General features: G+C 64.6%; 23 protein-coding genes. 19 read left to right on the top strand and 4 right to left on the bottom strand.

The window, feature by feature from the left end; all coding sequences use genetic code 11:
• The first annotated feature begins 15 nt into the window (after positions 1–15).
• Positions 16–1083 (top strand): UDP-N-acetylmuramate dehydrogenase, encoded by a 1068-nt coding sequence (locus J5Y21_RS03305; RefSeq protein ID WP_349236921.1) that lies wholly within the window; start codon positions 16–18, stop codon positions 1081–1083.
• On the opposite strand, the gene J5Y21_RS03310 is transcribed toward J5Y21_RS03305, so the two are convergent.
• Entirely contained in the window at positions 1080–2942 is a 1863-nt protein-coding gene (locus J5Y21_RS03310; RefSeq protein ID WP_210572835.1) for a long-chain-fatty-acid--CoA ligase, read from the bottom strand. The genes J5Y21_RS03305 and J5Y21_RS03310 overlap by 4 nt on opposite strands.
• A 280-nt stretch (positions 2943–3222) precedes the next feature.
• On the opposite strand from J5Y21_RS03310, the gene J5Y21_RS03315 reads away from it, so the two are divergent.
• Complete coding sequence (locus tag J5Y21_RS03315; RefSeq protein ID WP_349236922.1) at positions 3223–4311, top strand: MinD/ParA family protein; 1089 nt, start codon at positions 3223–3225, stop codon at positions 4309–4311.
• 26 nt (positions 4312–4337) lie between these two features.
• Positions 4338–5609, top strand: a complete 1272-nt coding sequence (mshA, locus tag J5Y21_RS03320; RefSeq protein ID WP_210572837.1) for a D-inositol-3-phosphate glycosyltransferase — start codon at positions 4338–4340, stop codon at positions 5607–5609.
• 5 nt (positions 5610–5614) lie between these two features.
• Here mshA and J5Y21_RS03325 read toward each other — a convergent pair whose 3' ends face one another.
• Positions 5615–6880, bottom strand: coding sequence for a hypothetical protein (locus tag J5Y21_RS03325; protein ID WP_210572839.1), 1266 nt, complete (start codon positions 6878–6880; stop codon positions 5615–5617).
• 154 nt (positions 6881–7034) lie between these two features.
• On the opposite strand from J5Y21_RS03325, the gene J5Y21_RS03330 reads away from it, so the two are divergent.
• Genes J5Y21_RS03330 through J5Y21_RS03340 form a run of 3 tightly spaced genes read left to right on the top strand, consistent with a single transcriptional unit; the run spans position 7035 to position 9800 of the window.
• The gene (locus tag J5Y21_RS03330; RefSeq protein ID WP_210572841.1) at positions 7035–7781 is read left to right on the top strand and encodes a phosphoglyceromutase; all 747 of its coding nucleotides are present in this window, start codon (positions 7035–7037) and stop codon (positions 7779–7781) included.
• Between the two features lie 11 nt (positions 7782–7792).
• Positions 7793–9082: an ATP-binding protein gene (locus J5Y21_RS03335; protein WP_210572842.1), complete on the top strand. Its 1290-nt coding sequence runs from the start codon at positions 7793–7795 to the stop codon at positions 9080–9082.
• Positions 9083–9101: 19 nt separating this feature from the next.
• On the top strand, positions 9102–9800 hold the full coding sequence (locus tag J5Y21_RS03340) for a response regulator transcription factor (protein WP_210572844.1): 699 nt from the start codon (positions 9102–9104) through the stop codon (positions 9798–9800).
• A 13-nt stretch (positions 9801–9813) separates the two neighbouring features.
• On the opposite strand, the gene J5Y21_RS03345 is transcribed toward J5Y21_RS03340, so the two are convergent.
• A complete protein-coding gene (locus J5Y21_RS03345; protein ID WP_210572846.1) occupies positions 9814–10680 on the bottom strand; it encodes a hypothetical protein in 867 nt (288 codons plus the stop codon).
• Between the two features lie 34 nt (positions 10681–10714).
• Between J5Y21_RS03345 and J5Y21_RS03350 the strand changes: the two genes are divergently transcribed.
• The 5 genes from J5Y21_RS03350 (at position 10715) to J5Y21_RS03370 (ending at position 14331) form a co-directional block, all read left to right on the top strand.
• The gene (locus J5Y21_RS03350; protein WP_210572848.1) at positions 10715–11644 is read left to right on the top strand and encodes a Ppx/GppA phosphatase family protein; all 930 of its coding nucleotides are present in this window, start codon (positions 10715–10717) and stop codon (positions 11642–11644) included.
• Between the two features lie 12 nt (positions 11645–11656).
• Positions 11657–12553: a hypothetical protein gene (locus tag J5Y21_RS03355; RefSeq protein ID WP_210572849.1), complete on the top strand. Its 897-nt coding sequence runs from the start codon at positions 11657–11659 to the stop codon at positions 12551–12553.
• 61 nt (positions 12554–12614) lie between these two features.
• A complete protein-coding gene (proC, locus tag J5Y21_RS03360; protein WP_210572850.1) occupies positions 12615–13430 on the top strand; it encodes a pyrroline-5-carboxylate reductase in 816 nt (271 codons plus the stop codon).
• Between the two features lie 237 nt (positions 13431–13667).
• A complete protein-coding gene (locus J5Y21_RS03365; RefSeq protein ID WP_076598083.1) occupies positions 13668–13859 on the top strand; it encodes a helix-turn-helix domain-containing protein in 192 nt (63 codons plus the stop codon).
• A 370-nt stretch (positions 13860–14229) separates the two neighbouring features.
• Positions 14230–14331, top strand: coding sequence for an AURKAIP1/COX24 domain-containing protein (locus tag J5Y21_RS03370; protein WP_003855542.1), 102 nt, complete (start codon positions 14230–14232; stop codon positions 14329–14331).
• Positions 14332–14399: 68 nt separating this feature from the next.
• On the opposite strand, the gene J5Y21_RS03375 is transcribed toward J5Y21_RS03370, so the two are convergent.
• Positions 14400–15437 carry an HAD-IB family hydrolase gene (locus J5Y21_RS03375; protein ID WP_349236923.1) on the bottom strand — a complete coding sequence of 346 codons (1038 nt, stop codon included), beginning with the start codon at positions 15435–15437 and terminating at the stop codon, positions 14400–14402.
• 98 nt (positions 15438–15535) lie between these two features.
• Here J5Y21_RS03375 and J5Y21_RS03380 point away from each other — a divergent pair, with 98 nt between their 5' ends.
• The 8 genes from J5Y21_RS03380 to J5Y21_RS03415 all read left to right on the top strand — a co-directional run bounded on the left by J5Y21_RS03380 (position 15536) and on the right by J5Y21_RS03415 (position 25449).
• On the top strand, positions 15536–15802 hold the full coding sequence (locus J5Y21_RS03380) for a glutaredoxin family protein (RefSeq protein ID WP_210572852.1): 267 nt from the start codon (positions 15536–15538) through the stop codon (positions 15800–15802).
• A 118-nt stretch (positions 15803–15920) separates the two neighbouring features.
• The gene (locus J5Y21_RS03385; RefSeq protein ID WP_210572853.1) at positions 15921–17312 is read left to right on the top strand and encodes a glutamyl-tRNA reductase; all 1392 of its coding nucleotides are present in this window, start codon (positions 15921–15923) and stop codon (positions 17310–17312) included.
• Positions 17309–18238, top strand: coding sequence for a hydroxymethylbilane synthase (hemC, locus tag J5Y21_RS03390; RefSeq protein ID WP_210572854.1), 930 nt, complete (start codon positions 17309–17311; stop codon positions 18236–18238). The genes J5Y21_RS03385 and hemC overlap by 4 nt, the downstream gene beginning before the upstream one ends.
• Before the next feature lie 195 nt (positions 18239–18433).
• Complete coding sequence (locus J5Y21_RS03395) at positions 18434–20158, top strand: uroporphyrinogen-III synthase (RefSeq protein WP_246874924.1); 1725 nt, start codon at positions 18434–18436, stop codon at positions 20156–20158.
• A 47-nt stretch (positions 20159–20205) separates the two neighbouring features.
• The gene (hemB, locus tag J5Y21_RS03400; RefSeq protein WP_210572856.1) at positions 20206–21270 is read left to right on the top strand and encodes a porphobilinogen synthase; all 1065 of its coding nucleotides are present in this window, start codon (positions 20206–20208) and stop codon (positions 21268–21270) included.
• A complete protein-coding gene (locus J5Y21_RS03405) occupies positions 21267–21905 on the top strand; it encodes a hypothetical protein (protein ID WP_210572858.1) in 639 nt (212 codons plus the stop codon). Before hemB ends, J5Y21_RS03405 begins: the two co-directional genes overlap by 4 nt.
• A 23-nt stretch (positions 21906–21928) precedes the next feature.
• Complete coding sequence (locus J5Y21_RS03410) at positions 21929–22414, top strand: hypothetical protein (protein WP_210572860.1); 486 nt, start codon at positions 21929–21931, stop codon at positions 22412–22414.
• Positions 22415–22515: 101 nt separating this feature from the next.
• Positions 22516–25449, top strand: coding sequence for an HAD family hydrolase (locus J5Y21_RS03415; RefSeq protein WP_210572862.1), 2934 nt, complete (start codon positions 22516–22518; stop codon positions 25447–25449).
• The last annotated feature ends 10 nt before the right edge of the window (positions 25450–25459 follow it).

The raw sequence follows: 25459 nt of genomic DNA on the forward strand, positions 1-25459 counted from the left end.
ACTACCGTTGTTGTCGTGGCTGAAACATCTGCGACTCATCTGGAATTGGAGCGTTTGGACGGCGTGCGTCTGAAGGATTTGACGACGTTGCGCATAGGTGGTGCGCCGCGCGCGGTGTGGCGCGCACATTCCGCGTCGGAGCTCGCGCACGCAGTTTCGCTTCTCGACGCCGCCCGTGAGCCCCTCCTCATTCTCGGCGGCGGGTCGAACCTCGTGGTGGCCGACGGTGACCTGGACCTGACTGTCGTGATCGCGGGCAACGACGACATTGACGTGCGCCCCGACGGGCTGGTCCGCGCCGGTGCGGGCGCTGTGTGGGACGACGTTGTCGCCGCTGCGGTGGACGCGGGGCTGTCTGGGATCGAGACCCTGTCCGGGATTCCAGGCTCCGCGGGCGCGACGCCGGTGCAAAATGTCGGGGCGTACGGGGCCGAGGTCGGCGACGTGCTCACCCGCGTGCACCTGTACAACCGTGAAACCGGTGAGACTGAGTGGGTGCCGGCCAGTGACCTGGAATTGGCGTACCGCTACTCCAACCTGAAATTCACCGGTCGCGCGGTGGTGCTGGAGATCGAATTGCAGCTCACCCCGGCTGAACTGTCGATTCCGCTGCGGCATTTGGGCGGAAAGCAGCTCCCGCTGAAAGAAGCCCGCGAGGAGATCCTGCGGGTGCGCGCCTTAAAGGGCATGGTTCTCGACCCGGACGACCACGACACATGGTCAGCGGGGTCGTTTTTCACCAACCCCGTCGTCGCACCGGAACTCGCTGACGAGATCGCCCACATCGTCGAGGCAGAAAGGCCCGGCGAAGGGGAGACCATGCCCCGGTACCCGCAGGCCGACGGCAAGGTGAAGCTGTCCGCCGCGTGGCTCATCGAGCGCGCTGGTTTTCACCGCGGGTTCCCCGACGACAACGCCCCTGCCCGGTTGTCCACCAAACACACGTTGGCGTTGACAAACAGGTCAGGGGCGGTGGCAGATGACGTCGTCAAGCTAGCGCGCACTGTGCGTGACGGTGTGCGCGAGCGTTTCGACGTCGAACTTGTGCCCGAACCCGTGTGGATCGGGCTGTCGATGGACTAGTTGTCCTCGAGGCGGTGGCGGCCCGCATCGTCGCCGCCGTCAGCGTCCGGAGCCTTCTCGAGCGACCAGCCGTTTTCCTGCTCGCCCTGCTGGATCTGCTCCTCGGTCGGCTCCTCGGGCGTGCCCTCGGCATTCTCGCCGTCAGCGGCCGTGCCCGCGTTGAGGCGGTCGATGAGCGACTGCTGCACCTCGCGACGACGAATCTTGCCCGTCATATCGCGGTTGAGCTCCTCGAAGTGGTAGAACGTGCGCGGCACCTTGTAGGGAGTGAGGCGCTCGCGGGCGAAGTCCTGCATGCCCTGCGGATCCAGCGCGGCGCCCTCCTCGAGCGTGACACACGCGACGACATCCTCGGAACCGTCCTCGCGCGGACGGCCGACGACGGCGATATCCGCGATGTCGCGGTGCGCGCGCATCACGTTTTCCACCTCGTCCGGGTAGACGTTGAAGCCGCCGGTAATGATCATCTCCTTGATGCGGGAGACCAGGCGGATCCAGCCGTCTTCCTCCATGACACCCATGTCGCCGGTGCGGAAGTAGCCGTCGACGAATGCCTTCTCGTTGGCCTCCGGCTTGTTCAGGTAGCCCTTCATCACCTGCGGGCCCTTGACGATGACCTCGCCCGGCTCGCCGTCCGGCATCAGCTCCGTCGGGTTGTCCGGGTCGACGATGCGCACCAAGGTGTTCGGGAACGGCACACCGATGTAGCCCGGGCGGCGGCTGCCGTCCATCGGGTTCGCGGTGACGATCGGCGCGGTCTCCGTCAGGCCGTAGCCCTCCACGAGCTTGCCGCCGGTGATCTTCTCCCAGCTCTCGATCGTGGACACCGGCAGGGTGGAGGCTCCCGAGAAGGAATTGCGGATCGACGACAGCTTCTGCCCCTTCTCGGCAGCCGAGGCAGCGATGCGCTGGTACAGGGTGGGCACGCCCGGGACGAATGTCGGCGGGTTGCGCTTCAGCGCGTCCTGGATCAGATCCGGCTCCGGTGCCGGGAGCAGGGTGATCTCCGCACCGACCAGCAGACCCAGGCCCAAGTTCAGGGCAAGGCCGTAGACGTGGAACAGCGGCAGCACCGCCAGGACCTTCTCGTCTTCCTTGCCCAGGTCCTTCATCCAGGCGCTGCCGGCCTTCATCTGGTGGTTGAAGTTGCCGTGGGTGATCTGGGCACCCTTCGGCTCACCGGTGGTGCCGGAGGTGTACAGGATCACGGCAGTGGTGTCCTGGGTGATTTCCGGAGTCTCGAGGTTGTGGCCCTCGCCGCCGATCGCCGCGGACAGCAGCGTTTCGAACGGAATGGTGTCCGGGGCCGGGCCGGAGAGCTTCTTGCGGGATTCGCGCAGCTTCTTCAGCGGCACGTACTTCAGGGCCAGCTCCATGTACTTCGGCATGGCCTTGGTCATGTCGACGGAAACAATGGTCTCCAGCGGGGTATCGCCGCGCAGGACAGAGAGGCCTTCGACGGCCTTGTCCCAGATGATGGCCACGCGGGCGCCGTGGTCGTTGAACTGGCCACGCAGTTCGTGCGCGGTGTACAGCGGGTTGTGCGCCACGACGGATGCGCCGAGGCGCAGGGTCGCCAGGAAGGAAATGACGAACTGGGGGCAGTTCGGCATGACCAGCGCGACGCGATCGCCCGGGCGAACACCGAAGGCCTTCAGGCCGGCGGCACAGCTGCGGACCTGCTTGTCCAGCTCGGAGTAGGTGATCGTGCGGCCGAAGAACCACATAGCGTTTTTGTAGGACCGCTTGGAAAGGGTCTCTTCGTACAGGTCCAGAAGCGTGTCGTCGCCGAGATCGACTTCCGCGGGGGTCCACTCCGCGTAGCTCGACAGCCAGGCTTTTTCCTCAAATGCCGACAATGGTCTGCCCTCCGTAATTGTGTCTCGTCAGTAGGTCGTACGGCGGTTAGTAAATTTCCGATTGATTTACTCCGACAAAGTATATAAGTGATTTCAGTGGCTTGTCAGATAATTTATGATCTCGGTCACGGATCGGGGGGCGATGAGGGGTGCGGCTCACGTTCATTAGTGCTCCGTTGCGCACTGAAGTAGACATTCTCGACCCCACGGTTGCGGCAGACCCACGTAGTGTCGCTTGTGGGAGTCACTCAGCAAAGAGATGCCTTGGGGGGTAGAGCACGTGACTGATATTCAGACCGAGATCCAATACCGCCGCTACGCCAACACCGGATTAGGGGAGTGGGTGCCAGAAATGGGGGTGGGGCTGCACCGCGCGCCTGAGCAGCAGGAACCGCCGGCGGCAGCACCCGAGCCCGTGGAGGTACACCAGCCGCAGCAGCCCCAACCACTCGATTACGTCGATATTGTGCGTCGTCCGGTGAAGGCGCCACCGCGGCAAGGCTGGCGCAGACTCGTCCACGGGGCGACGGGCGGGAAGGTGAACCCGGGGCAGTCGCGCCGGGAGGAGCAGCGTGCGCGGGTGACAGAGGCGATCCGGACGCCATTGCGCGGTGATTACCGCATCGCGGTGATGTCGCTGAAAGGAGGGGTGGGCAAGACTACGACGACGGTGGCGTTGGGGTCGGTGCTGGCGCAAACACGCGGGGACCGGGTGATAGCGATCGACGCGAACCCGGACTTCGGCACCCTGGCCCAGCGTGTGGCTGCGCCGGGGCCGGCGACCATCAGGGACCTGCTGCAGGCGGAGGACACGTCGCGGTACGCGCAGATCAAGGCGTTCACCACGCAGGGGGCCTCGCGCCTAGAAGTGATCGGCAGCGAGCGGGACCCGGCGGTGTCGGAGGCGTTCAGCGAAAATGATTACCGCCGTGCGGTGGATATTCTCCAGCACCACTACAACTTGATTCTCACGGATTGCGGGACGGGGCTGATGCACTCGGCGATGGCGGGTGTTCTCGACCTCGCGCACACGCTAGTGCTGGTCAGCTCACCGGCGCTGGACGGAGCGCAGTCGGCGGCGGCGACTCTGGACTGGCTGGAGCTGCACGGGTACGGCCGGTTGGCGGCGAATGCCGTCGTGGTGGTGTCCGCACCGGCGACGCAGAAGACGGCCGTCGACATGGAGGCAGTGATCGCGCATTTCGCGGCACGAACCAGGGCGGTGCACGTCGTTCCGTTTGACCCGCATTTGGCGGAGGGCGCAGTCGTGGACATCGAGCGGCTGAGGCCGAATACACTGCGCGCGTACCGCAATCTGGCGGCGACGATCGCGGTGGACTTCGATCAGTGGCACAAGCACGCGCGCTAGACGCGGAACTTTCTAGACTTGGGTGCATGCGCGTCGCGATGATCTCCATGCACACCTCCCCGCTCGAACAGCCGGGCTCGGGTGATGCAGGTGGAATGAATGTCTATGTCCTCAATATTGCGCGCGAGCTCGCGGCGGCGGGCGTGGAGGTGGACGTGTTCACCCGCGCGACGAGGCCGAGCCAGGGCGAGGTCGTCGACGTCGCAGACGGGTTACGGGTGATCAACGTCGTGGCGGGCCCGTATGAGGGCCTGGCCAAGGAGGATCTGCCCACGCAGCTGGCGGCATTCGCCGGCGGAATCGTCCAGTTCGCGCGGAAGCAGGGCTGTGATTATGACCTGATTCATTCGCACTATTGGCTCTCTGGCCAGGTGGGATGGCTGTTGCGTGATTTGGTGCGGGTGCCGCTCATCCATACCGGGCACACGTGGGCAGCGGTGAAAAACGCCGCACAAAAGACCACGGGCGGGGCCCAGGGCGAGACAGAGGCGCGGCGGATTTGCGAGCAGCAGCTGGTGGATAACGCGGATGTGCTCGTGGTCAACACCGACGATGAGATTGACCAGCTCAGCCGCCATTACGATGTCGATCCTTCGCTGATCCGCGTGGTCACACCGGGGGCGGACACGCGCTTGTTCGCGCCGGGCACGAACCGCAATACGGAGCGGGCGCGGCGCCATCTGGGCATCCCGGTGGACAGTCAAGTGGTGGCGTTCGTGGGCCGGTTGCAGGAATTCAAGGGGCCGCAGGTGCTGCTCCGGGCTGCCGCGGAGATGGTGGAGCGGGATCCGGAGCGGAATATCAGGGTGATTGTGTGCGGTGGGGCGTCGGGAAGCGATGCGTCGGTGGATTATTACCGCGCGCTGGCGCACAAGCTGGGGCTGAGCCGCACGGTGCGTTTTTTGGGGCCGCGTCCGCCGGTGGAGTTGGTGGCGGTCTATCAGGCGGCGGATATCGTCGCGGTGCCCAGCTATAACGAGTCTTTCGGCCTAGTCGCGGTGGAGGCGCAGGCGACGGGCACGCCGGTGGTTGCCGCGCGCGTCGGCGGATTGCCGCTCGCTGTCGCGGACGGGGAGACGGGGGTGCTTGTCGAAGGGCACGATGCGGATGCGTGGGCGGATGCGCTTGCATGCTTGCTTGACGACGACACCCGCCGCCTCTCCATGGCCGAAGCCGCCGTCGGACGCGCCGCCCAGTTCAGTTGGTCGGCCTCGGCTGCTGCGCTGAAGCAGGTGTACGAGGAGGCGCGGTCAGGCTTCGAGCCCACGACAGAGCGTCGCCACGCCACCGGAGACTAGCTGGCTTAGTTGTAGCCCAGCTCGTCGAGCGCCCAGTTGAGGCCGGCACTGGCGATATTGTCTGCGTGGGCAGATGCGTAGGAGCCGGCGATGGTGCCGAAACGGTTGACGGTGTCGCCGACCTCGGCGGGGGTGGCACCGCCGGTGGCGAGAGCGACGGTGGCGGACACTGCCAGGGTCCGCGTGTCGTCGGCGATGGTGGCGGCGTCGCGCTGTGCTGCGCTCACGACACCGTCGAACTGCTCCTTCGGGCTCGGCGGGGTGATCGCCTCTTCGGGCAGGCCCGGGTTCTTGTCCCGCAGGTACTGCTCGATCTCGGCTTTTTCTTCCTCGCCGGGGACGAAGTCGGCGCGCTCGTCGGCAGGGGGCGCCGGGGTGAATTTCTCGTTGACCTGGCCGTCGGGGATGCCGTAGCCCTCTTCGAGAGCGCGGTCGGCGCGCTGCGCAGCACCGAGCGGGCCGATGCCCAGGGAGGTCATGCCGACGATCTTGCCGGTCTTCGGATCGTAATTCACGCCACCGGAATCACCGGGCTTGTAGTCGAGGGCCCAGCTCCACACCGTGTCGGAATTGTAGGCCAGCTGGTAGCCGCACTTGCGTGCGCCCATCGCACCGTCCTTGCACAACGGCTGGCCGAAATTGTCCAGGCGGATCTGGCCGGGCGCGAGCGTCGGGTAATCGCGCACACCGGTCATGGGGACCGGGGTGCTGGGGTGGCCGCCGAATTTATCGCGGGAGGCAGCGGCTCCGTCGGCGGGCGTGGACGGGTCCAGCACCACGATGCCCCAGTCGGTGGAGTTGCGGGCTTTACGAAGGGACGTCGATAAGCCGTCGTACCCACTTGGGACGTTGACCGTGTGCACAAGACCTGTGCCCCCGACGCGCTGGTATCCGCCCCGGACGGGCGCGTAGACGTCCTGGCCCATGAGGACGCCCTGATCGGAAATGCCCGTCACACAGTGGCCGGCGGTGAGCATGACGCGCTGCTTGTCGCCGCTGTCGAGAGCGACATCGCCGACGGGGCCCTGCGTGCACGTCTTCGTGAACATCTCGGGGTGCGTGTCCAGCCCCGTCACCTCGCGAACATCCGGATACTCCGGGCCGAACGGATATTCGGCGTCGTACGGGCGCACGCGCATGGGCGCGCCCGGTGCCGCAATGGCGTTCACCTGCTTCTCAGTACCTGAATCGGGGGCCGCCTGGGCGATCGGAGTGACACTCAGCGCGAGGCCGAGAAGGGCAACTTGAGAAACAATTCGACGCACAATCACACAAGTGAATGTAGACCACTTAGGCCCCTTCCGTGGTGCCTCAAACCTGTGAATCCTGTTGCTCCTGTTCGCACGGGAACATGAGCCGCATCACCCCCGCACCCCCTTGGCCGAACCGCAGCGGGAAGCGCATGAAACTGGCATGCTGGAGATCATGAGCAACGGAAAGCTAATCCTCGTCCGCCACGGGCAAAGCCAGTGGAACGAATCCAACCAATTCACCGGCTGGGTCGATGTCGACCTGACTGAAAAAGGCGAAGCTGAAGCCGTCAACGCCGGCAAGCTGATGAAGGAAAAGGGGATCCTCCCCGACATCGTCTTCACCTCGCTGCTGCGTCGCGCGATCCGCACCGCCAATATCGCACTGAACGAGGCTGACCGGCACTGGATCCCGGTCGAGCGCAACTGGCGCCTCAACGAGCGCCACTACGGCAAGCTGCAGGGACTGAATAAGGCTGAGATCCGCGAGGAATTCGGCGAAGAGCAGTTCATGGAGTGGCGCCGCTCCTACGACACTCCGCCGCCGGAGATCGACACGGATAACGAGTACGCGCAGACCGATGACCCGCGCTACTCCTTCCTGCCCGAGGTGCCGCGCACCGAGTGCCTGAAGGATGTCGTGGAACGCTTCACCCCGTACTACATTGACTCCGTGCTGCCGGAAGTGCTCGCCGGTAAGAATGTCATGCTCGCAGCGCACGGCAATTCCCTGCGCGCGCTGGTGAAGTACCTGGACAATATCTCCGACGAGGACATCGCCGGCCTGAACATCCCGACCGGTATGCCCTTGGTCTACGAGTTCGATGCCGAAGGCAACGTGACTAACCCGGGTGGCACCTACCTCGACCCGGAGGCCGCCGCTGAGGGCGCTGCTGCCGTGGCCAACCAGGGGAATAAGTAACTTTCGTCTCCGTGAACATTCTTCTCGCTTTCCTCGCGGGAGTGGCAGTTGCCGCCCTCGTCGCCGTCGGATCCCTTAGGTACCGACAGTGGCGGGGGCGTAGCCGTGCGCAGGCCAAGGCCGAAGAAACCAAGGTCCGCACGGTCAGCCAGATCCTGCATTTGGTCATCCAGGGTTCGCCGACGGGCATTACCGTCGTCGGCCGCAAGGGTGAAGTGATTCTGTCGAATGCGGCAGCGCACCACATGTCGATCGTGCACGACCGCACCTTGAATCCCGAGGTGTGGAACGTAGGCAAGAAGGTCTTCGCCGACGGCGACGCCCGCGATCTGGAGATGAACCTGAAGAACCGCTCCACCGGAAGTCGCGTGAACAACGTGAGTGCTGTGGTGAAGCCGTTGACGCTGTCGGAGACGGAGCACATCGTCGTCTACTCCATGGACGAGTCGGAGAATGTGCGGATGGAATCGGCGCGGCGCGATTTCGTCGCCAATGTCTCCCATGAGCTGAAGACTCCGGTGGGTGGCATGTCGCTGCTGGCGGAAGCGCTGCTCGAAGACCCCGACGACCCGGAGCTGGTGAACTACTTCGGCGAGAAACTGCTGGGCGAGGCGCACCGCATGGGCGCGATGATCGCCGATTTGATCAATTTGTCCAAGCTGCAAGGAGCCGAGGCTCTGCCGGAGATGGCGCCGGTGCGGGTCGACGACATTATCGATGAGGCGGTGGAGCGCAACCAGCTCACCGCCGACAACCACGAGATCGAGCTGAACCGCGGCGAGCGCTACGACACTCACGTCGTGGGCGATAAGTCCATGTTGGTCACGGCCTTGTCCAATTTGATCTCTAATGCGATCAACTATTCGCCGAAGGGCAAGGCGGTCAGCGTCACCCAGAAGGTCGTGCGCGACTCGGTGGTGCTGATCCGCGTCACGGACCGCGGCATCGGCATTGCCCCGGAGGATCAGAAGCGCGTTTTCGAGCGTTTCTTCCGGGTGGACAAGGCGCGCTCGCGGCAAACAGGGGGCACGGGTTTGGGATTAGCCATCGTTAAGCATGTGGTGGCGAACCATGGCGGTAATATCAAACTATGGTCCAGGCTCGGCACTGGATCGACGTTCACGATCGAGTTGCCGGTCTTTGCTCCCGAGAAGCTCGCTTCTGCGGTGGTACCGGAGGAGATCGCGAAGCTGGACAGCCTCGAAAACGGGGATGGGTCCGATTCGAAGCTGGCCAAGACCTCGCCGGTCGCCCGTGTGGTGGCGCGCCGGCGGGAGAAGGACCAGGACAAAGAAGGTTAGAGAAGGTTAAGGACACGCAATGACAACGACCATCCTGATTGTTGAGGATGAGGAATCGCTGGCTGATCCGCTTGCTTACCTCCTGCAGAAGGAAGGTTTTGAGGCTCTCGTCGCTGCAGACGGGCAGACCGCTCTTTCTGACTTTGCCGCGAACGACATCGATCTCGTCCTACTGGATTTGATGTTGCCGGGCATGTCGGGCACTGACGTGTGCAAGAAGCTGCGCGCGACGTCTGATGTGCCGATCATCATGGTCACGGCGCGCGACTCGGAGATCGATAAGGTCGTCGGTCTGGAGCTCGGCGCGGATGACTACGTGACCAAACCGTATTCGACCCGCGAGCTCATCGCCCGTATCCGTGCGGTGCTGCGCCGCCGCTCTGATGTCTCCGAGCCGGAGTCGAAGACGACGTCGGAGAACGTGCTGGAGGGCGGCCGTGTCCGCCTCGACGTGGAGCGTCACACGGTTTTCGTCGACGAGACTCCGGTGCCGATGCCGCTCAAGGAATTCGACCTGCTCGAGTACCTGATGCGCAACGCCGGCCGCGTGCTCACCCGCGGTCAGCTCATTGACCGGATCTGGGGTTCGGACTACGTAGGCGACACGAAGACGCTCGACGTGCACGTGAAGCGTCTGCGCACGAAGATCGAGAAGGAGCCGTCCCGTCCGGAGCAGCTCATCACTGTCCGCGGCCTGGGCTACAAATTCGAGGCGTGATGCCGCGGCGGCATCACGAATGAGCGGAGCGCGTCGCCGGGTGCACGGATTTCGCGTCCGCGGGCAGACCGGCGCGAGCTTTGCAGTGCTTTTCGACGATCGCGTACGGCTTCTCACCGATCAACTGCACCAACTCGTCCCGCATTGACTGCCACACCGGCGTGCTGTGGCCGGAATGGCAGGCGGGGTCGTTGGTGCACCACCAGTCGAAGTCCTCGCCGCCGTCGCCCCACTGGCGCCGGTCGTATTCACCGATGGTGGTGCGCAGGATCTCCTGGCCGTCGGAACGCTCCTGCCATTCGTCTTCGCGGGAGAACGGCACCTGCCAGCACACTTCCGGCTTCGAGCCGATGATATTGCGCCCCTCCGCCATCGCCCACTGGTGCAGTGCGCAACCGGGGCCGGTGGGGTGGCCGTGGCGGTTGGCGAAGATGCACGCCCCGTCGACAAGCGTTGTCTTTAGCGACGGTTCTTCTTCGTCGTCGTCCCATTCCAACCATGGCTCCAGCACGACCGGGTCGCCGGCGGCGAGATAGCTGTCCACGTCGTCGGGGCGCAGCTGCCAATATTTCGCGGGCATTTCAGCGACGGCGTTGTAGAGGTCGTCGCGGTCTGTCTCGTCGGACAAGTAGGCCCCGTGGATGCAGCAGCCGACGACGGGCAGGTCTTCCGAGATACCCCGGCATTGGGGGGTGCCGAAGCGGCACGACCACGTGGATTCGAGCCACGTCAGGTCGATGCTGAAGTAGTGGTGCGGATCGTCCGGGTGGGTGAATTCGAACCATTCACGCGGAAAATCCGGCGGTAATTCGTGGCCGGCGCGGATCGATTTACCGGCGGGGGAGTTCTTCGGAAACCCAAGAAACACAGGTTGATTCACACTGCACCACGGTAGACGGTCTAGGGTTGACCCTGTGCGACTAGGTGTATTGGACGTGGGCAGCAATACTGTCCACCTTGTGGCTGTAGATGCCCGCAGTGGTGGACGTCCGACCCCCATGAGCGACTGGAAGCAATCGCTTCGTCTCGTGGAGATGTTGGATGATGACGGCGCTATCGACGACAAAGGCGTCAAGAAGCTGACGGAGGCGGTGCAAGAGGCAGCCGATCTGGCTGACAACCTCAAGTGCGAGGAATTCCTCGCCTTTGCCACCTCCGCAGTCCGCTCGGCGGCGAATTCGGACGACGTGCTGAGCCACGTGGAGAAGAAGACGGGCGTGCGCCTGAAGGTCCTCTCCGGCGAGGATGAGGCGCGCTTGACCTTCCTCGCGGCGCGCCGCTGGTACGGCTGGTCCGCCGGCCGGATCACCAACCTGGATATCGGCGGCGGTTCGCTGGAGATCTCCACCGGTACTGACGAGGTTCCCGATGTCGCCGTGTCCCTCGATTTGGGCGCTGGCCGTCTCACGCACGAGTGGTTCGAGACTGACCCGCCGGAAAAGAAAATGGTCAACACGCTGCGCGACTACATTGACGCGGAGCTGTCCGCCGTTGCGGATGATTTCCTCGACCAGGGCGAAGCAGGCTTGGCCGTGGGCACTTCGAAGACGTTCCGCACGCTGGCGCGCCTGACTGGTTCGGCCCCGTCGTCGGCAGGTCCGTACGTCAAGCGCACGCTCACCGCGCCGGGTCTGCGCCAGCTGATCGCCTTCATCACCCGCATGACGGCATCAGACCGCGCCGAGTTGGAGGGCGTCAGTTCGGATCGCTCTCACCAGATCGTGGCGGGGGCCCTCGTTGCGGAAGCAACGATGCGCGCACTTAATCTTGATAAGTTAGAAATCTGTCCGTGGGCTTTGCGCGAAGGCGTGATCCTCCGACAAATCGACAAAGGTCAGAATTAAGGAGACGACGAGATGGCTGATAAGCAACTGACCGTTGCCGAGCTGATGGCCCGGGCCCAGAAAGAAAACCCGGATGCCCAGCCTCGGCGCCGTCGTCGTCGCAGCCTCGATGAGGGCGGTGTCTCCGTCGCCGAGCTGACCGGTTCGATGAAGAAGGTCGAGGTCCGCCTGGCTGATGTCAAGCACTCCTCCGTCCCGATCGACGCCGAGCCCGCAAAGCCGGCGAAGCCCACCACCCCCGCTCCGGAGACCGAGAAGCCCGCACCGAAGGTGGAGAAGGTCGCTCCGAAGCCCACGCCGAGCACCCCTACGGCATCGTCGGTCAAGGTCGAGCCCGCTAAGCCTGCACAGCCGAAGCCGCAGCCGCAGCTAGAGCTGAAGCTGCAGCCAGAACCGAAGCTGAAGGACCCGACCCCGACCAGCAGCAGCTTCAAGGCCGTCGCGCCGCAGCCGTCGAAGACGGAGCAGACCGGCCCGATCACCCAAGTGGTGATGTTGGATGAGACGGGTGAGGGGGACGTCGATAAGCGTGCGTCCTTGGCTGAGCCCTCCGATGCGGAAGTCACGCAGGAAAGCCCGGTGGTGCGCGACGAGCATCTGCCGGAAGAGCCCGTGCGTGCGGATGAGGTGGCCGAGGACTACGAGGAAGACGCGAGCGTCAACCCGATTCTGCTCGTGCTGCTCGTGTTCGCGGGCCTGGTCGTCGGCGTGCTGATGTTCCTTGGCTTCCAGTACCTGTGGGAGTCTTTCAGCCCGATTCTCGTGGGGCTGCTGGCGGCTGTGGTCACGGGTGGTGTGGTGCTGCTCGTGCGCGCGATGAAGACGGGCCGGGATGCGCTGACGATGACGCTGGCCGCGATTGCGGGCGCCGCAATGACATTCGGCCCGGCGGCCGTGACGGTGCTTTAAACCCGTCGGCGCTTCGCCCCACGGTGGCCTGCTGCGGGGCTGCTGTGGCACCCTTGGGTGCATGAGCACCACAATCGCAGTTATCGGTGCCGGAAATATCGGGGAAGCCCTGATTTCCGGCCTTGTCAATTCCGGCGTCAACCCGGAGACCATCACGGCGACGAACCGCACGGAAGCGCGTCGCGAGGAGCTCACCCAGCGCTACGGCGTGATCACCACCGACGACAATGTCGAGGCGGTCACGGACGCGGAGGTGTGTTTTCTGTGCGTGAAGCCGTATGCGATCGCGGAGATGATCGAGGAATTGTCGGACGCGATCGCGGCGAATGACACCTCGACGGTCCTGGTGTCCATGGCGGCGGGCGTGACCCTCGAGGCGATGTCGGAGGCGGTCTCGAGCGCAGGTACGCCACTGGCGCGCGTCATGCCGAACACGCCGATGCAGGTGGGCAAGGGCGTGTGCGTCGTCTCCTTCGGCCGCTTCGTGGAAGAAGACCAGCAGGAGCTCGTCACGGATCTGCTGGGAGCTACCGGCGAGGTCGTCGTCGTACCCGAGAAGCTTATCGACGCAGCATCTGCCATCTCCGGCTCCGGCCCCGCCTATTTCTTCATGATCGCGGAAGCACTTGTGGATTCGGCTGTCAGCCTTGGTTTGCCCCGTGAGACCGCCACGGCACTGGCGACCGCCACGGCTGAGGGCGCCGGCGCCATGCTTGCGCACTCGGGCAAGACGCCGGTGGAACTGCGCGCGGGCGTGAGTTCCCCGGCGGGCACCACGGTGGCGGCGATCCGCGAGCTGGAGGAGTCCGGCGTGCGCGGGGCGTTCTACCGCGCGACCGAAGCTGCGGCTTCGCGTGCCGGGGAGATCGGCAAGTAGCAAGTAGGGCGCCTCCCGGAAAATTTTTTGGCGCGGTGCCCGAGAAGCTATTTGTGCTGGCAGTGCAATTAGCGACACCAGTGAGCCGAGAAAAAACTGTGAAGAAAGTTAAAGTTTTCCGGCTTTTGAGTCGCATGTGACACGGGTTTCACGCTAGGCTGTTCTCGGCACGTGCGTGTACGTCCTGTGGGAGGGGAAGCCTACAGCGCGCCACAGTGCTGGAGGTTGATTAAACACATGGCAAATGAAGATAAAGGCAAGTTCCTGACCGTGGCCGAAGTCGCGGAAATCATGCGCGTTTCCAAGATGACGGTGTACCGCCTCGTTCACTCCGGTGAATTGCCGGCAGTGCGCGTGGGCCGCTCGTTCCGCGTGAACGAGACGGCTGTCAGCGAATATCTCGAATCCTCCGTCTACGACGTGGGATAAGCCCGTTATTTAGGGCTCATTTGCGGCGGTCCGCGCCGACATCCTGAAGAAATCGACCAGCCCTCGCGACGGCACTTTTTCAAAGTGCAGGTCAGGGGGTTTTTCCAGGTTCAGGCCTGGGGAGTGTGGTCGATTTTTTCACGGCATCTGGTGCGGGCCGCCGCTTTCGTCTGCCCGCAGGAGCAGGGTCTGATTTTTGGTTTCGACCTGCCACAGCGGTAGAATTTTCGCAGTATTCGTGCCGTGCATCGAGATTTTCCTCGATTCTGGCCCGGGAGTGCACCCTGGGACGCGCCGCTGAACACGATGTTTCAGCCGGCGGATGCGGTAGGGAACTGTACGTACGACAGACGAAAAGTGAGGAAACCTGATGGGTTCAGTGATCAAGAAGCGCCGCAAGCGTATGTCCAAGAAGAAGCACCGCAAGATGCTTCGCCGTACCCGCGTTCAGCGTCGTAAGCTGGGCAAGTAAACCACGCCCAGAAGAAAAGCGCCCGAGCTACTCCCTTTAAACCAGGGGGAAGGATCGGGCGCTTTTTCTTATCGCTTGGAACGGCGGCGCCAGAAGAACGCGCCAGCGGCGCCAGCGGCGAGTCCCGCGGGCAGCACCCAGCTGAACAGCAGACGGCGGACGGGGCGGTAGTCGCGGATGAGCCAGCCGTGCTCTTCGGCGTGCTTGCGCAGCTTGCTGTCCGGGTTGATCGCCACCGGAGTGCCCACCATGGACAGCATGGGAATGTCGTTGGCGGAATCGGAATAAGCGGTGCATTCGGCCAGATCGAGGCCTTGAATGGCGGCGAGTGCCGCCACTGCGTGGGCCTTGCCGGGGCCGTGGAGGATGTCACCGACGAGACGGCCGGTGAATTTCCCGTCTTTTTCTTCGGCGACGGTGCCCAGTGCGCCGGTAAAGCCCATCCGCACGGCGAGGAACTGGCCGATCTGCACCGGGGTGGCGGAGACGAGCCAGACCTGTTCGCCGGCCGCGATGTGCATTCCGGCGAGCTCCCGGGTGCCGGCGTACGTGCGGTCGATCAGGCGGTCGTCGACGATGTCGCTGCACATTTCCTTCAGTGCATCGACTTCCTGGCCTTTGACGAAGTTGAGCGCCATTTCGCGACCTGAGCCCATGGCATCAGGCAGCTCCGAACCGAAGACGCGGTACTGGACCTGCGCGACGAGGTACGGGAAGATTTCGCCCAAGCTCAAGAATTTGCGGCGGAACAACTCGAAGCCGAGCAGGATCAGCGAGGAACCCTGGATCAGGGTGTTGTCCACGTCGAAGAAGGCGGCGGCGCTCGAGTGCTGCGGAATGTCAGGGTCGGGCGGGGTCAGCCGCATGCCGCCGGCGTTCGCCGCGGCGCCGGATACAGAATCGACGCCCGTGGCGAATTGCTCGATGCCGATGCCGAAGGTCTCCTGGATCGCTGCTTCGGCGGCGGCTTCACCGGCGGCGCGCTGGTGGTCGTCGTCGATAGGCGGAAGCGCAGTCTCCTCGATGAAGCGGCGCAGATTGCCCCGTGAAATGGACCATTGTGCGAGGTAATCGCGGCCGGGGAGGGAACCGTTGTCGGGGCTCACGGCGGGGTGGTCTCCTTTGGAAGGGGGTGCGGGACAGGTAGCCTGATTAACCATCGTAAGCCTTCGCAGATGCGCATCGACGAGAAGGAGCCCCATATATGTCACGCGGCGATACAGAACCCCAGTTGGTGGAAGTGATGGTCCGGCAGACCTGCGGTTCGTGCTCGCGCGTGGTGGAGCAGATTACCCCTGTCGTGGGTGCCGCCGGGGCACGGCTGGTGACGGTGGACGTGGACACCGACGACGAACTCGCGCTCGAGTACGGCGACCGGGTGCCGGTGATCGTCATCGACGGCGAGGAATTCGCCTGCTGGGAAGTGGATAATGACGAGCTCGCCGCGGAGCTGGGGGCACACCGCGGGTGACCCCGGAACGGCTGGGCGTTTGTGACCTGGTTGGATGCCGGGGGTAGTCTTTGGGTTGACTTGTGGCACGGTGCCTTTGCGCCGGATGCCCCAGTGAGCTGGTCTGGAGGAAGTTTTCGTGAGTGTTCTCGTGGTGGGCATGTCCCATCGCTCGGCGCCCGTTGCGCTGCTGGAGCGGCTGAGCATGGACGACGCCGTGCAGAACGAGGCCGGCGAGGTCTTCACGCAGCAGCCGAGCCTGTCTGAGGCGATGATCATCTCCACGTGCAACCGGCTCGAGGTGTACGCGGTCACGAATGCCTTTCATACGGGCGTCAACGACGTGCTGCGCGTGCTGGAGCGCTTTTCCGGCGTGGACGTTGCTGAGCTGCGCGGCTACCTGTACGTCCGCTACGCCGATGCCGCCGCCGAGCACCTCATGCGGGTCGCTTCCGGCCTGGACTCCATGGTGGTGGGGGAGCAGCAGATCATCGGGCAGGTGCGCGCCGCTTACCAAGATGCGGCGGAGCGCGGCACGATCGGCCCGGCGCTTCATGCGCTGGCGCAGTCGGCGCTGCACACCGGTAAGCGCATCCACACCGAGACAGCGATCGACGATGCCGGGGCGTCCATGGTGACCTTCGCGCTCGATGAGGCGATGAAGGCGATGGGCACGGACACCCTCGAGGGGAAAACGGCGCTCGTGCTCGGTGCAGGCGCGATGTCGTCGCTCGCGGCGACGAACCTGGGCAAGCGTGGCGTGAGCCGGCTCATCCTGGCTAACCGCACACGCTCGCGCGCGGAGCGTCTCGCCGAGCACGCGCGCGAGGCAGGCTTGGCCGCAGAAGTGGTCGATTTCTCGGCACGGGCGGGTGCGTTGTCGCGCGTGGATATCGCTGTCTCCGCCACGGCGAGCGACGGCTTCACGATCACGGCTGAAGACATTTCGGGTCCGGCGACACTGGTGGACTTGTCGCTGCCACGCGATATCGACGACGCGGTGGAGAAGCTGGACGGCGTCACCTTGATCAATATCGAGGCTTTGCACGCGAAACTCGCAGACGGCGATGTCAATCCGGGCTCGACGAAGGAAGGCAGCCTGGCGCGTCGCCGCGCGGAGGAGATCGTCGCGCAGGAGATCGCCAATTTCAGCGGCGAGCAGCGCGTGCGCGATGTCGCGCCGATGGTCAAACAGCTGCGCGTCAATGCGGCGCAGACCGCGAAAGCGGAGCTGGATCGGTTGCGCTCGCGTTTGCCGCAGCTCGATGAGGACGAATTTGAAGAGGTCTCCCGCACGGTCAAGCGCGTGGTGGACAAGCTCCTTCACCAGCCGACAGTGAAGATCAAGGAGCTCGCGGCGTCACCCGATGAGGTCAGCTACGAGATCGCCATCGAGGAATTATTCGGGCTCACCGGCGGCAAAGACACGACGACAGGGTTAGCCGGAGGCGACGCGACCGGCATCAAGTCCGCGGGCAGATTCGAGAAGAATTCGCTGTCCGGGTTCTGCGAGAAAGGAAACGAGCAGTGACGAACGCGAACGAGACCACGGTTGAGAAAGACAACGCTGGGAAGCGGACATTGCGCGTGGCCACGCGCGGTTCCAAGCTCGCGCAGACACAAGCGGGGCACATGCGCGATGCGCTTATCCGCGCCGGGTACCCCGCCGAGCTCACCATCGTCACCACCGCGGGCGATTTGAGCCAGGCGCCGGTGGAGCGCATCGGCGTCGGGGTGTTCACCACGGCGATCCGACAGGCGGTATTCGATAACGAGGCGGACGTGGCCGTCCACTCGTTCAAGGACTTGCCGACGGCGGATGAGCCGCGCACGCACCTGGTGATTCCGGCACGCGAGGACCGTCGTGAAGCGCTGATCGCTCGCGACGGGATGACGCTTGCGGACCTGCCGGAAGGCGCGAAGGTGGGCACGTCTGCGCCGCGGCGTATTGCCCAGCTCAAGGCGATGCGCCGGGACCTGGATATCCGCCCGTTGCGCGGCAATATCGATTCGCGCATGGGACGTGTCACCAGCGGTGAGCTCGACGCAGTGGTGTTGGCCTTCGCGGGTCTGACCCGAGTGGGGCTGGGCGGAAACGCCACGCAGGTCTTCGACCCGGCAGAGTTCATGCCGGCGCCAGCCCAGGGTGCGTTGGCTGTGGAGTGCAGGGCAGACGACGAGTACGCGAGGGCGGCCGTCGATAAGCTTGTCAGTGCTCAGGACACGAAATGCGCGATGGCCGAGCGGACGGTGCTCGCTGAGCTCGAGGCGGGCTGCACAGCGCCGGTTGCTTCGAGTGCGACGATCGACGGGGAGCTGATCACCCTGCGCGGCGGCGTATTCGCGTTGGACGGTTCCGCGCAGCTCGTCGAGGAAGCAACGGGCACCGACCCGGTCGAGCTCGGCCGCGAGGTGGCGAAAAAGCTTTTCGACGGCGGCGCCGCCCGCTTCCTCTAAACGCCGTTTCCCGCGGTAATTTCTTGAAATCGCGCTACTAAATTAAGGTGTAGTTACCATACGCCGTCAGCGCCGCTTCCCATCTGGTCCCCCTTGCGTGTTTCCGGGGTCTCAAGCAGGCGCGATGCGCACCTTTGTAAGTAAGAATTGTCGCGATCTGCCTAGAAAAGATTTGAGTCAATGACGAGTGCTGCCATGCCGCTTTCCGCGGACGAAAACACGTCTGCAACCTCTGTGGAGGTGAACGTGCCGAAGGGGAAAGTGATTTTCGTCGGTGCAGGTCCGGGCAACCCGGATTTGCTCACTATTCGCGCCCGCGAAGTTCTCGAGCGCAATGCCGTCGCAGTAGTCGACCCGGACGTCTCCGCCGGTGTGCGGGAGGTCGTCGGTGCCGGCCTGCCCGTGCCGGAGGACAAGCGGAAGGCCGCGGAGAAGGCCTACGAGGAAATGTGCGCGAAGGCGAAGGAAGCGGGAGCCCGACGCAAGCCGCCGCGCCCGGCGGGCCCGACGGCTGCGGAGCTCAGCGATGCCGCGCCGCAGGGCGAAGGCATTGTCGCTCCGCTGGAAACCGCGCTGGGCGAGGCAGCTGCCGCCATCGACCGCGGGGAAGCGGGCGACGGCGATGTGATCCGCCTCGTGGCGGGCAACCCGCTGACCCGCAACGCCATCATGGAGGAGATCTCCGCCGTGGCCGCTGCCGGCCTGGAATTCCAGGTCGTGCCGGGCATGTCCCTGCCGTCGACTGTCCCGTCTTTCGCTGGCATCGGTCTCGGTTCCACGTACACGGAGGCTGACCTGGGCAATGAGCCTGTGGACTGGGACGGCCTGGCTGCCGCTCCGCAGCCGCTGGTTCTCCAGGGCGAGGCCCGCCACCTGCCGGTCATCGCTGATGAGCTCACCGCGCGCGGATATGCGCCGACGACGCCGCTGACCGTCACTGTCAACGGCACGACGCGCCTGCAGCGCACATTCGACGCGACGCTGGGGACAGTGGGCAAACTCGACGCAGACCTGGACGGCACCCTCGTGGTCACCATTGGTACTGCCGTGGACGACCGCTCGAAGTACTCCTGGTGGGAGAACCGCCCGCTGTACGGCTGGCGCGTGCTCGTCCCGCGTGCAAAGGAGCAGGCGGGGCCGATGAATGCCCGCCTGACCTCCTACGGCGCGATCCCGCAGTCCGTGCCGACGATCTCGATGGAAGCGCCGCGCAACCCGGCCCAGATGGATCGTGCGATCAAGGGCATCGTCGAGGGCCGCTACCAGTGGATCGTGTTCACGTCCGTCAACGGTGTGAATGCCGTGTGGGACAAATTCGAGGAGTTGGGCCTGGACGCGCGCTCATTTGCGGGCGTGCACCTCGCGGCCGTGGGCGGCAAGACCGCCGACGCGATCCGCGCCCGCGGCATGTTCCCGGAGCTGCTCCCGCACCGCACGAAGCAGAACGCGCAGGGTCTCGTGGATGTCTTCCCGGAGTATGTCGAAGAGATCGACCCGGTGGGCCGCGTGCTGCTGCCACGCGCCGATATCGGCACCGATGTGCTTGTCGACGGCCTGCTGGAGAAGGGCTGGGAGGTCGACGACGTGGTCGCCTACCGCACCGTCCGCGCCGCGCCGCCCGCACCGGAAGTACGCGACATGATCAAGACCGGCGGCTTCGACGCTGTCTGCTTCACCTCGGCATCCACGGTAAAGAACCTCGTGGGTATCGCGGGCAAGCCGCACGCGCGCACCATCATCGCGTGCATCGGCCCGATGGCCGCGGCAGAGGCGAAGGAGCAGGGTCTGCGTGTCGACGTCGTGCCCGAGGTCGCTGACGTGCCCTCGCTTGTCGACGCTTTGGCCGAGCATGTCGCCGGACTCCGCGCCGCAGGCCAGCTGCCGCCGCCGCGCAAGAAGCGCCGCTCGCGCCGTTCCTAAAACTGCATTCGGACAGCCATTTTTTCCTGCACCACGAAGTTCCTAATATGGGGTGCGTGTCTGATTCAGCTTTGAACCCCCAGAATGCTGGTCCCGTGCGCCGTCCGCGTCGGCTGCGCCGCAGCCCCGTGATGCGCGCGATGGTCGCCGAGACCCAGCTGCACCCGACGGATTTCATCCTGCCGCTGTTCATCGCCGACGACTTGGGCGAGCACGGCGAGCGCCGTGAGATCCCCTCGATGCCGGGCGTGTACCAGCACAGCATGGACTCCCTGGTGGAGATCTGCCGCGAAGCAGTCGAACTCGGCATTCCCTGCGTGGACCTGTTCGGTGTGCCGCTCGACGAGGACAAGGACGCGGAAGGCTCCCAGGCCTGGGCCGCTGACGGCATTTTGAACCGTGCGCTTGCCCGCCTGCGCGCAGAATTCGGCGAGGACCTGCTGATCATGGCCGACACGTGCCTGGACGAATTCACCGACCACGGCCACTGCGGCGTCGTGGTCACTGACGCCCACGGCAACGATGTGGTGGATAACGATGCCACGCTGCCGCTCTACACCAAGATGGCGGTCTCGCAGGCGGAAGCCGGCGCGCACATTGTCAGCCCCTCGGGAATGATGGACGGCCAGATCGAGGTCATCCGTGAAGCACTCGATAACGCTGGCTACCAGGATGTGGCCATCATGGCCTATTCCGCGAAATACGCCTCGGCGTTCTTTGGGCCGTTCCGCGATGCCGTCGGCTCCTCGCTGACCGGCGACCGCCGCACCTACCAGCAGGACCCGGCGAATATTCGCGAGTCCCTGCTCGAGGTGGAGCTCGACCTCGCGGAAGGCACGGACTTCGTCATGGTCAAGCCCGCCCTGCCGTACCTCGACGTGCTGGCCAAGATCGCTGAGATGTCCCCGGTGCCAGTGGCGGCCTACCAGGTCTCCGGCGAGTACGCGATGATCCAAGCCGCCGGTGCCAATGGGTGGACTGACCGCGATGCCACCATGATGGAGGCGCTTAAGTCCATCAAGCGCGCTGGTGCTGACCAGATCTTCACCTACTTCGCTCTCGACGCGGCACGCATTCTCACTGGCCGCGAGGACAAGGCGGGGCAGCGATGACCGTGCCTAATCCCGGAATGATGCCGGTGGGAAATGCGGGGGACAAGGGGGCGTCGACAAGCGGGAAGCGTGACGCGCACGACCCGCACAAACCCCCGGAGGCCGTGCGCTACCTGCTCCTTGCGTGGGCGGTCATGATCGGCGCCGAGCTCGTGCATCAACTCTTCGGCGTGGCCATGGCGCTGCTTGATCCGACGGCGCTGATGGAATCCGCGCGCGAGGCGAATAAGTCCGTCGGTGGTGCAGAAGCCGTGAGCGACGACCAGGTCAAGCTGATCGTCTACATCGCGATCGCGCTGATGGGGCTGTTCGCGCTCGCGGTTGTTTTGCTGCTTGCGCTGGCGCTGAAAGCGATCGCGCGGCGGAAGAAATGGGCCCAGAATGCCACCATGCTGCTGATGGTGTTCTCCGGCTATTTCCTGCTGCGCATGATCACCGTCTTCCTCGTCGTCGGCGCGCATACCGATGGGATTCCTACTGCGGTGGTGGCGCTTGACGGCATCATCCAGATCATCGCCGGTGTCGCCGGAATCTGCGGCCTCATCTTCGCCCAGCAGGACGAAGCCAAGAAGTGGATTGCCAAGCAAGATGCTAAAGGCGGACGCGGCCATCATAATGATTCCAGTCCTGTTTGAACCTGATCGGAAGTCACACGACCATGGCCGGAATGTTCCCCACGATGCTCAGCCACCCGGACGATGCGAACCGTCGCAGCTCTGCCGGGCAGGCGGGCGATGAATGGCCGCGGCCGCTACAGATCGGCTTCTACCTGATCTGCGCCGCGGCTGTACTCATGCTGCTCAGCGCAATGACCCTGCTCAGCCAGGGCCTTCCCGACGGGATCGACGAATCCCTGCGCGGGTATTTCATGACCAATATGCGCGTCGCTGCTTTTGGCAACATCATCTTGGGCGTGCTGCTGGTGTCTGCCGCGTCATTCTTCCGCCAGGGCAGCCGTTCCGCGCGCCGCTGGGCCAGCGTGTTCATCGGCCTGGCGCTCTTTCTCAACCTGGCCGCATTTTTGACGAAGGTTCTCTCGGTCTGGGCGGCCATGTCCATCGTGATTGTGCTGGCTTTCGGCCTGTTCTTCACCTTCCGGCCGGACTCCAACGCATTCGTGGATAAGATGAGCCCGCGATTTTAATGTCGCTCTGTGAGCCCACAACACGGGGTTGGGGGAGCGAACAGTATTGACCGACTAAAGACGAATTGATCATGGCCGAGCACGGAAAGGGGTGAGACGACATGGCACACAGCGAAGACGACGTCCGCGACCCGGACACCAGCGGATTCTTGAGCAAGGACTCGATCCGCCAGACAGCGGAAAATGCCGAAATTGCGGCGAATACCAGCGCGATCGGCCCAGACTCCGACAGCGATGAGGAGTGCAACACCGACGGTTCCGAAAACTCCGACGACACCGACAACGCCGAGACCTCCGGCGACGGGGAGCAGGACAACGCTGAAGAGAGCGGGGACTCCGCTACTTACGACGACAAAGACGCAGCGTCTGCCCCGGCGGAGCCGGAGGAAGCGACCGGCAACTATGAAGTCGCTGAAGGGATCGATTCCGCCGATTCATCGGAGTCGAGCGCGCTGGGCCGCTCCATCGAGGACGCGCACGAGGCCGCGCGCAAGGCCGGCTTCGCCATCGGCGACGAGCCGGACAGCTCGGACCACTCCGGGTGGGCGGCTGTCGGTGTCGGTGACCTGCCGGACCGCCCGCACGTCTCTTACTCGTTCTTGCTCGAGGACCTTCCTGCTGTTCCGGACGTGAACGAAGTCGAGGAGGCGGTGGAAGAACTCGACGGAGTCCAGTGCCGCATCGTCTACCCCAGTTCCACAGCGTGGGTGACTGCGCCGGACACGATGAGCCCCATGGTGATCCTGGAGGCCTTCGCCGCCCAAGGAATCTCAGCGACGATGTCGGAGACGTCCCTGCTGCGTTATGCGGCGCGGGCGCAGACAGCCGAGCACCATATCCGCCGCAAGCCGGTAAAGGACATGCCCAGCCGCATGCGCCGGCGCCGCCGCCTGGCCGCCCGCTCGATGGATAAGGCGCGCCGGGCCGGTTACGGCCAGCCCCGCCAGGAGCACAAGCACGAGGACGTTCTCTACACCGCTCGCGACCTCGTCACCCCGGCCCGCATGTGGCTGGCGTTGGTGCTCACCATTCCGGTGCTGGTGATGGCGTATGTCGAGCCCGCCCAATTCGACGGCTGGCAGTGGGTGTCGCTGGCGTTGGCCACCCCGGTGGTCACGTGGTGCGCGTTGCCGTTCCACCGCGCGATGCTGGGCGGTGTGCGCCGGGGCATCGCGGCGCTCGACGGCGCGAGTTCGACCGCGGCGATCATCGCGTATGTGTGGTCGGCCGCCGTCATCGCATTCGCTCCGACGGGCCATCGCGGCTGGCATTCCACATTCTCCTGGTTCGCCTTCGCGCCGGGCACGGCCGACGGCCCGGAACTCTTCCTCGATGTCGCCTGCGGCATCACGACGCTGCTGCTCATCGGGCGGCGGTACTCGATCCGCGCGCGCACATTGCTTATCGACGAACTCACCGACGCCACTGTCTCTCCCGACACTGAGTACACCCGTATTAGTAAAAAGCGCGGCGGCGCGGATTGTGCCGAGGAGATGATCCCGGTCGCGGAGATCAACCGCGGCGATGACATCGTCGTGCACGCGGGGGAGACCATCCCGGTGGACGGCAAGATCATGGGCGGCCGTGCACTGTTGCAGCCGGGCTTGATCGACGTGCACGAGCCGATGGACGTCAAGGTCGGTTCGGTCGTCTACTCCGGAACCGTGATCCGCGAGGGCGAGATCAAGGTTCGTGCGCAGCGCACTGGCCACACCACCCGTTGGCAGGCGGTGCACCACTGGCTGACCGATGTGGAGCGCCGCCAGCGCTACGCGTCCGTGCAGTACGCCCGCGCAGCGGCGCTGCTTTTGCCGGTGGCGATGACTGTGGCGTTTTTCAGTTTCATCCTGTGGGGTTTGATCGCCCAAGATTACAACGCCGCGTTGCGTACCGCTTTGGCGGTGCTGTCCGGTGTCGCCCCGCCGGCGCTCGCGCTGTCGCCGGCTCTGGCGCTGCGGTTGGGCGTGGAATCGGCCGCCCGCAACGGCATTCTCGTACGCGACGGCGAGACTCTGCGCACCCTCGAGGATGCGGACACCGTGGTGTTCAACCGCGTGGGCACGTTGGCGGAGTCGAAGATGTTCATCGAATCCGTCACGGCGCTGGACGGGGAGAGCGAGGAAATGGTGCTGCGCATCGCCGGTGCGCTGTCCATGGAGTCGTCCCACCCGGCGTCCCGCGCTCTGGTGCACGGGGCGCGTGAGGCTCGCTCCCAGTCGGATGATGATCCGCATATGCCTGTGCGCTACGAGCTGGTCAGCATGGACCAGCACCCCAGCGGCGACATGGCGGGCAGGATCTCGATGATCTATGTCGACGAGGAAGGCCACGAGACTGCCACCCAGGTGGATGCACAGCTGTGGCGTCCGGTGAACTTGTCCAACCTGCACGGCGCTTTGGCGGTGGCGGCCACATCCGGCGGCACCCCTGTGGTGGTGAGCTGGAAGGGCAAGAACCGTGGCGTGATCACGCTATTCGACCCGTTCAAGGACGATGCCGATGCAGCTGTCATGGCCTTGGAGTCACGCGGGCTGGAGACGGTGATGCTCACACGCGACACGTATCCCGTCGCGCGCCGTTACGCCGATTACCTGGGTGTGTCCACGGTGCTGGCCGGCATCATGCACGACCGCAAGCCGGGCGCGATCCGCAATCTCCGCGCCGGCGGTGCCCGCGTGGCCGCGGTTGGCGATAACACCATCACGGATGCGCTGCGGGCAGCGAATGTCAGTTTGATGTCCGCCACCGCCGACGATATTGAGACCGGTCAGCAGCGCCGCCGTAAACTGTCTGCGGTCCTGTTGCGCAACGACGTCATGGCGGTGCCGCAGTTGATCGTTCACGCGCAGCGCGTCGGCGCGATCATCGACCGGAACCAGGTTCTGGCGTGGGGATACAACATCGCTGTGCTCGTCGCCGCGGTGGCCGGGGTGATCCCGCCGATCGTTGCGACGGTGCTCATGCTCGGTGCCTCCTTGCTCATCGAAGTGCTGTCGATGCGTGCGCGACGTTTCCCCCGGATCAACCGGTTGTGACACCTGTGGC

Origin of the sequence: Corynebacterium sp. Marseille-P3884, from assembly GCF_017942225.1 — a bacterium.
Taxonomy (GTDB): domain Bacteria; phylum Actinomycetota; class Actinomycetes; order Mycobacteriales; family Mycobacteriaceae; genus Corynebacterium.

What these genes read in the sequence shown, in the direction of transcription:
- J5Y21_RS03415 (WP_210572862.1), top strand. Translation starts at nt 22,516, where the DNA reads ATGGCACACAGCGAAGACGACGTCCGCGACCCGGACACCAGCGGATTC.
- J5Y21_RS03405 (WP_210572858.1), top strand. Translation starts at nt 21,267, where the DNA reads ATGACCGTGCCTAATCCCGGAATGATGCCGGTGGGAAATGCGGGGGAC.
- proC (WP_210572850.1), top strand. Translation starts at nt 12,615, where the DNA reads ATGAGCACCACAATCGCAGTTATCGGTGCCGGAAATATCGGGGAAGCC.
- J5Y21_RS03330 (WP_210572841.1), top strand. Translation starts at nt 7,035, where the DNA reads ATGAGCAACGGAAAGCTAATCCTCGTCCGCCACGGGCAAAGCCAGTGG.
- J5Y21_RS03395 (WP_246874924.1), top strand. Translation starts at nt 18,434, where the DNA reads ATGCCGCTTTCCGCGGACGAAAACACGTCTGCAACCTCTGTGGAGGTG.
- J5Y21_RS03355 (WP_210572849.1), top strand. Translation starts at nt 11,657, where the DNA reads ATGGCTGATAAGCAACTGACCGTTGCCGAGCTGATGGCCCGGGCCCAG.
- mshA (WP_210572837.1), top strand. Translation starts at nt 4,338, where the DNA reads ATGCGCGTCGCGATGATCTCCATGCACACCTCCCCGCTCGAACAGCCG.
- J5Y21_RS03380 (WP_210572852.1), top strand. Translation starts at nt 15,536, where the DNA reads ATGTCACGCGGCGATACAGAACCCCAGTTGGTGGAAGTGATGGTCCGG.
- hemB (WP_210572856.1), top strand. Translation starts at nt 20,206, where the DNA reads ATGGGGTGCGTGTCTGATTCAGCTTTGAACCCCCAGAATGCTGGTCCC.
- J5Y21_RS03410 (WP_210572860.1), top strand. Translation starts at nt 21,929, where the DNA reads ATGGCCGGAATGTTCCCCACGATGCTCAGCCACCCGGACGATGCGAAC.
- J5Y21_RS03340 (WP_210572844.1), top strand. Translation starts at nt 9,102, where the DNA reads ATGACAACGACCATCCTGATTGTTGAGGATGAGGAATCGCTGGCTGAT.
- J5Y21_RS03370 (WP_003855542.1), top strand. Translation starts at nt 14,230, where the DNA reads ATGGGTTCAGTGATCAAGAAGCGCCGCAAGCGTATGTCCAAGAAGAAG.
- J5Y21_RS03365 (WP_076598083.1), top strand. Translation starts at nt 13,668, where the DNA reads ATGGCAAATGAAGATAAAGGCAAGTTCCTGACCGTGGCCGAAGTCGCG.